This is a genomic window from Eudoraea sp. (genome assembly GCF_049665975.1).
GTDB lineage: Bacteria > Bacteroidota > Bacteroidia > Flavobacteriales > Flavobacteriaceae > Eudoraea.
Genome location: NZ_JBATGR010000492.1, coordinates 1 through 4,439 on the forward strand (window position 1 = coordinate 1; position 4,439 = coordinate 4,439).

A 4,439-nucleotide genomic window follows, 5' to 3' on the forward strand; every position below is an offset into this window, starting at 1 on the left:
AAATAACATAGTTCACAATCTACTAAAGAAGGTGCTAATTGATAGGTACTATAGCTTCCCAATCCTACCAATGCTACGCCTAATTTCTTTTTTTCCTGTTTTTGCTCACCCATTGCACAAGCCAAGGGCATTCCACTAAGGAGAGTAACTCCACCAATTCCTTTAGATAATGTTTTATTAAAGGATCTTCTGGAAATATTTTTCATGTTCACCGAATTAGATGTTAGAAATCATTTTTCTAAGATAAATTTAAAGATAGTGAACAAATTTCTATGCTTTTTGATCTTAATTTTTAGGATAATAAGATTTATCCGCCAAATTCCATATTTTAGGGCTTTCTAAAACCACTCAAGAATGCAAAGATTATTTCTGTTCTCTCTTTTAATACTAAGCCTTAATATTTCATTATCTCAAAACCGTAAATTACCAATAGATACGGTAGTTACTACACAACACAGTGTCACGGTTAATGGCGCTGCATTTACATATACCGCAAAAACCGGTACGCAACCAGTCTGGGACGAATTAGGAGAGCCTATTGCTTCATTGCATTACACCTATTATACCCGAAACAATGTAAAAAATAGAGCAAGTCGCCCATTGCTCATATCTTTTAACGGCGGGCCAGGGTCTGGCTCAGTTTGGATGCATTTGGCATATACAGGACCTCGGATTCTAAAAATTGACGACGAAGGCTATCCCGTCCAGCCTTACGGAGTAAAGCAAAACCCTTATTCTATTTTAGATGTTACAGATATAGTCTATGTAAATCCGGCCAATACAGGTTATTCCCGGACCATTCCCGAAAGTGGAAAAGAAGTGGACCGCAGTAAATTTTTTGGTATTAATGCCGATATAAAGTATCTGGCAGAATGGCTGAATACTTTTGTCACCCGCAATAACAGATGGAGCTCTCCTAAATATATTATTGGTGAAAGTTATGGAGGCACCAGAGTGATGGGATTGGCGCTTGCACTTCAAAACCAGCAATGGATGTATTTAAACGGTGTTATTATGGTTTCTCCGGCGGATTATAAAGTAATTCGTGTTGGTGGCCCTGTAAGCAGTGCCTTAAATTTACCTTATTATACAGCGGCAGCCTGGTACCAAAAAGCTTTGGGAAATGATCTTCAACAGAAAGATCTTTTGGATATATTGCCAGAATCTGAGTCTTATACAATTAATACCGTGATACCTGCAATTGCCAAAGGAGGATTTATAAGTGATTCTGAGAAGAATTCTGTTGCTGAGAAAATGGCCTATTACTCTGGCCTTACAAAAAAGGAAATTTTAGATCATAATCTTGATGTGCCTACTTCTTATTTCTGGAAAGCACTATTAAGAGACAAAAGTGGTTATACTATTGGAAGGTTGGATAGCAGATACTTAGGACTGGATAAGCAAATTTCAGGAAGTGAACCAGATTATAACTCCGAACTGACTTCCTGGTTACATAGCTTCACACCAGCAATAAACTATTATCTTCAAGAAGAACTTCAGTTTAAAACAGATATCAAATATAATATGTTTGGCCCTGTACGCCCTTGGGATAATAAAGAGGATGATACAAGAGATAATCTGAGGCAGGCCATGGCACAGAACCCATATCTGCATGTATTGGTCCAGTCCGGATATTATGACGGCGCCACCACGTATTTCAATGCCAAATACACCATGTGGCAGGTAGATCCCAGTGGTCGTATGAGAGATCGTTTTCAATTTAAAGGTTATCGAAGTGGTCATATGATGTACCTGCGCAAAGAAGATTTGGAAAAAGCCAACTCAGACATTAGATTATTTATTGAAAAGACTGTTGCAAAAGGAAAATCAGCCAAATATTAGATTTCAAAACATAAACTACTAAATTCCTTCAAGACATAGCAATTGATTTTTATTGTCTTGACCGAAATTGAAATTGAGATTCCTTCTGAATTAATCTCCGCTTATTTATAAATTTTGCTTCAAAATTTTCGATAAACTACTTATTCTACCACACTTTTATAACAACTTAAGCGTTAAAAGAACATAACAATGTAATTAATAAACAAAAATAATAGAGTTATGAATAATTGGAGAGTATATGGCATATTACTGGTTTTCGCACTCGTTTTTACAGCTTCCTGTGAGAACTCTGATGATGACACAGATTTGGATAACAATCTGGCATTACCACCCTATGAATCTATGGTAATAGATTTTGGCGATTTTGCTGATAATTCAAATGCAGGAAAAAGTACGGCCCTGGTATATGATAACAAGGAGCCCAATGGAAATTGGGTATTTTCAAGACTTGTCGTAGGAGTCTGGAATACTGCGCTTTTTACATCCTTAGCAGTACCTGTAGCGTCTTTCAAATCTTCATTCGCCCATTCACCAGTAGATTTAGGTGATAATTTGTGGCAATGGACCTATAGTGTAGACGGATTTACAAGTGAATATACAGCACGTCTTACCGGGGAGGTTACCGGAGAAGAAGTTCTGTGGAACATGTACATTACAAAGGTGGGAATTGGAGCCTTTGGAGAATTCCTTTGGTTTTCTGGTAGTTCTAACATGGATGGAAATAGCGGCCATTGGATATTAAACGAAAGCCCTGAAAAACCTTTGGCGATGTTAAGGATTGACTGGGAGCGTTCAAATGACGAAATTGGTAATATCAGATATACCTGGGTAAGAGAACTGGATGAACAAGAAAATGATGATTTGTTCAAGGATAGTTATTTAGAATATGGTCTTCAGGATGGTCCATTGAATGCCTATTTTGACGCACATGCCTACGATGAAAATACAGAAGTTTTTAGTGACATAAGAATAGAATGGAGCAGAGACACTTACCTTGGAAGAGTACGGGCTGTAGATTATTTTCAAGATGAAGAATGGCACTGTTGGGATGCCAATGGTGATGATGTACAATGTGAATAAACGAAACGAACTAAAGATTAAAAACCCTGCATTTTATAAATTGCAGGGTTTTTTGTTTGAAAAATATTTCTGAAAAAACTAGACGCTGAATAATTGATCTTTAATTAGGAATGTTTCGTGCATTTTGTATCTTTTCAAGCAAAATATAGCTGTCCATTATGACTTTGAACAAAATAAATATTTTATTAGTTGTCGTTCTCTTCTTTATGTATTCTTTACTGAGTGCACAGGATTGGGCCCAACTAGCTCATTTTGAAAAAGCCAATAACGAATTATCTATGCCCGCAAACAATGAAGACCGTGTAGTTTTTATGGGCAATTCTATTACAATAGGCTGGAGCAATCATCAGCCGCAATTTTTTAAAGACAAGCCCTACGTTAATAGAGGTATTAGTGGTCAAACAACCCCTCAAATGTTGGTACGCTTCAGGCAGGATGTAATTGATCTAAAACCTAAAGTAGTGGTTATTCTTGCGGGAACCAATGACATTGCGGGTAACACAGGACCATCAACCTTACAAATGATTGCAGATAATGTAATGTCGATGGCAGAATTGGCAGACGCCAATGGCATAAAAGTAGTATTATGCTCTGTATTACCTGCTTATGATTATCCCTGGCGCAAAGGTCTTATGCCAAATGAAAAAATCCCGGCACTAAATAAAATAATAAAAAGCTATGCCGGTAGTAAAGGTTTTGTTTATCTCGACTATTTTACCGCAATGACTGATGGCAAGAATGGACTAAAGGAAGATCTTGGTAGTGATGGGGTTCACCCTAATAAAAAAGGCTATGAATTAATGGCTCCTTTGGCCGAAAAAGCAATTGCAAAGGCCTTAAATAAGTCTTGACTTTTAAGGCAGTCTGCCATTTTCCCAATACTCTCATGGATTTAGTGATTAATGCAAATAAAGACCAGCAAAAGGAACTTGTACTTATTATTTCACAAATCATTCATTCAATAATTAAACACTTTAGCTTTATCCCCAGCCTTTTATTTAAACCCGTTGCCTTTTTATTATTGGCTTCTTTATTTTCTTTTGGCCAGCAGACAAAAGACAGTATAAAAAATAAAAAAAGTATAAGTGTTGAACTGACATTGGGTAAGACATTTAATTCAAACGCCAATTTCCCAAACACAAAATTGCAAAAAGGATTATTTTTTAGCTACGGAACCTCTCATTTAGCTAACAATACAGAATGGACAAGACGCCTAAACCAACCAACGACAGGTATTTTAATTGGGATTACCGACTTTGGAAATACGGAAAGTATAGGACAGGCCATTACCCTTATGCCTTATTTGGAAATGAGACTTTTTCCAAAAAAAACAAATAGATGGAACCTTCTTACAGGGTATGGGCTATCATATATGAATAGACAATTTGATCCTGTTTCCAATCCATTTAACAAAGGAATCAGCACAAAACTAAATTGGTCATTCCGGTCATTATTATATTATGATTTCCTAAAGGGCACAAATGTGGATTGGCGATTTGGATTTGGATATATACATC

At 36.7% G+C, this 4,439-nt stretch carries 3 protein-coding genes and 2 pseudogenes; 4 read left to right on the forward strand and 1 reads right to left on the reverse strand.

What is annotated here, in order from left to right:
* A pseudogene (locus tag WBN20_RS15780) lies at positions 1 to 206 on the reverse strand (gfo/Idh/MocA family oxidoreductase); the annotation flags it as partial.
* A 148-nt stretch (positions 207 to 354) separates the two neighbouring features.
* On the opposite strand from WBN20_RS15780, the gene WBN20_RS15785 reads away from it, so the two are divergent.
* From WBN20_RS15785 to WBN20_RS15800, 4 genes and pseudogenes are all read left to right on the forward strand, one after another.
* Positions 355 to 1,842, forward strand: a complete 1,488-nt coding sequence (locus tag WBN20_RS15785) for a S10 family peptidase (protein WP_424282372.1) — start codon at positions 355 to 357, stop codon at positions 1,840 to 1,842.
* Between the two features lie 219 nt (positions 1,843 to 2,061).
* Positions 2,062 to 2,922 carry a hypothetical protein gene (locus WBN20_RS15790; RefSeq protein ID WP_424282373.1) on the forward strand — a complete coding sequence of 287 codons (861 nt, stop codon included), beginning with the start codon at positions 2,062 to 2,064 and terminating at the stop codon, positions 2,920 to 2,922.
* 158 nt (positions 2,923 to 3,080) lie between these two features.
* A complete protein-coding gene (locus tag WBN20_RS15795; protein WP_424282374.1) occupies positions 3,081 to 3,773 on the forward strand; it encodes an SGNH/GDSL hydrolase family protein in 693 nt (230 codons plus the stop codon).
* A gap of 35 nt (positions 3,774 to 3,808) precedes the next feature.
* A pseudogene (locus WBN20_RS15800) lies at positions 3,809 to 4,439 on the forward strand (hypothetical protein); the annotation flags it as partial.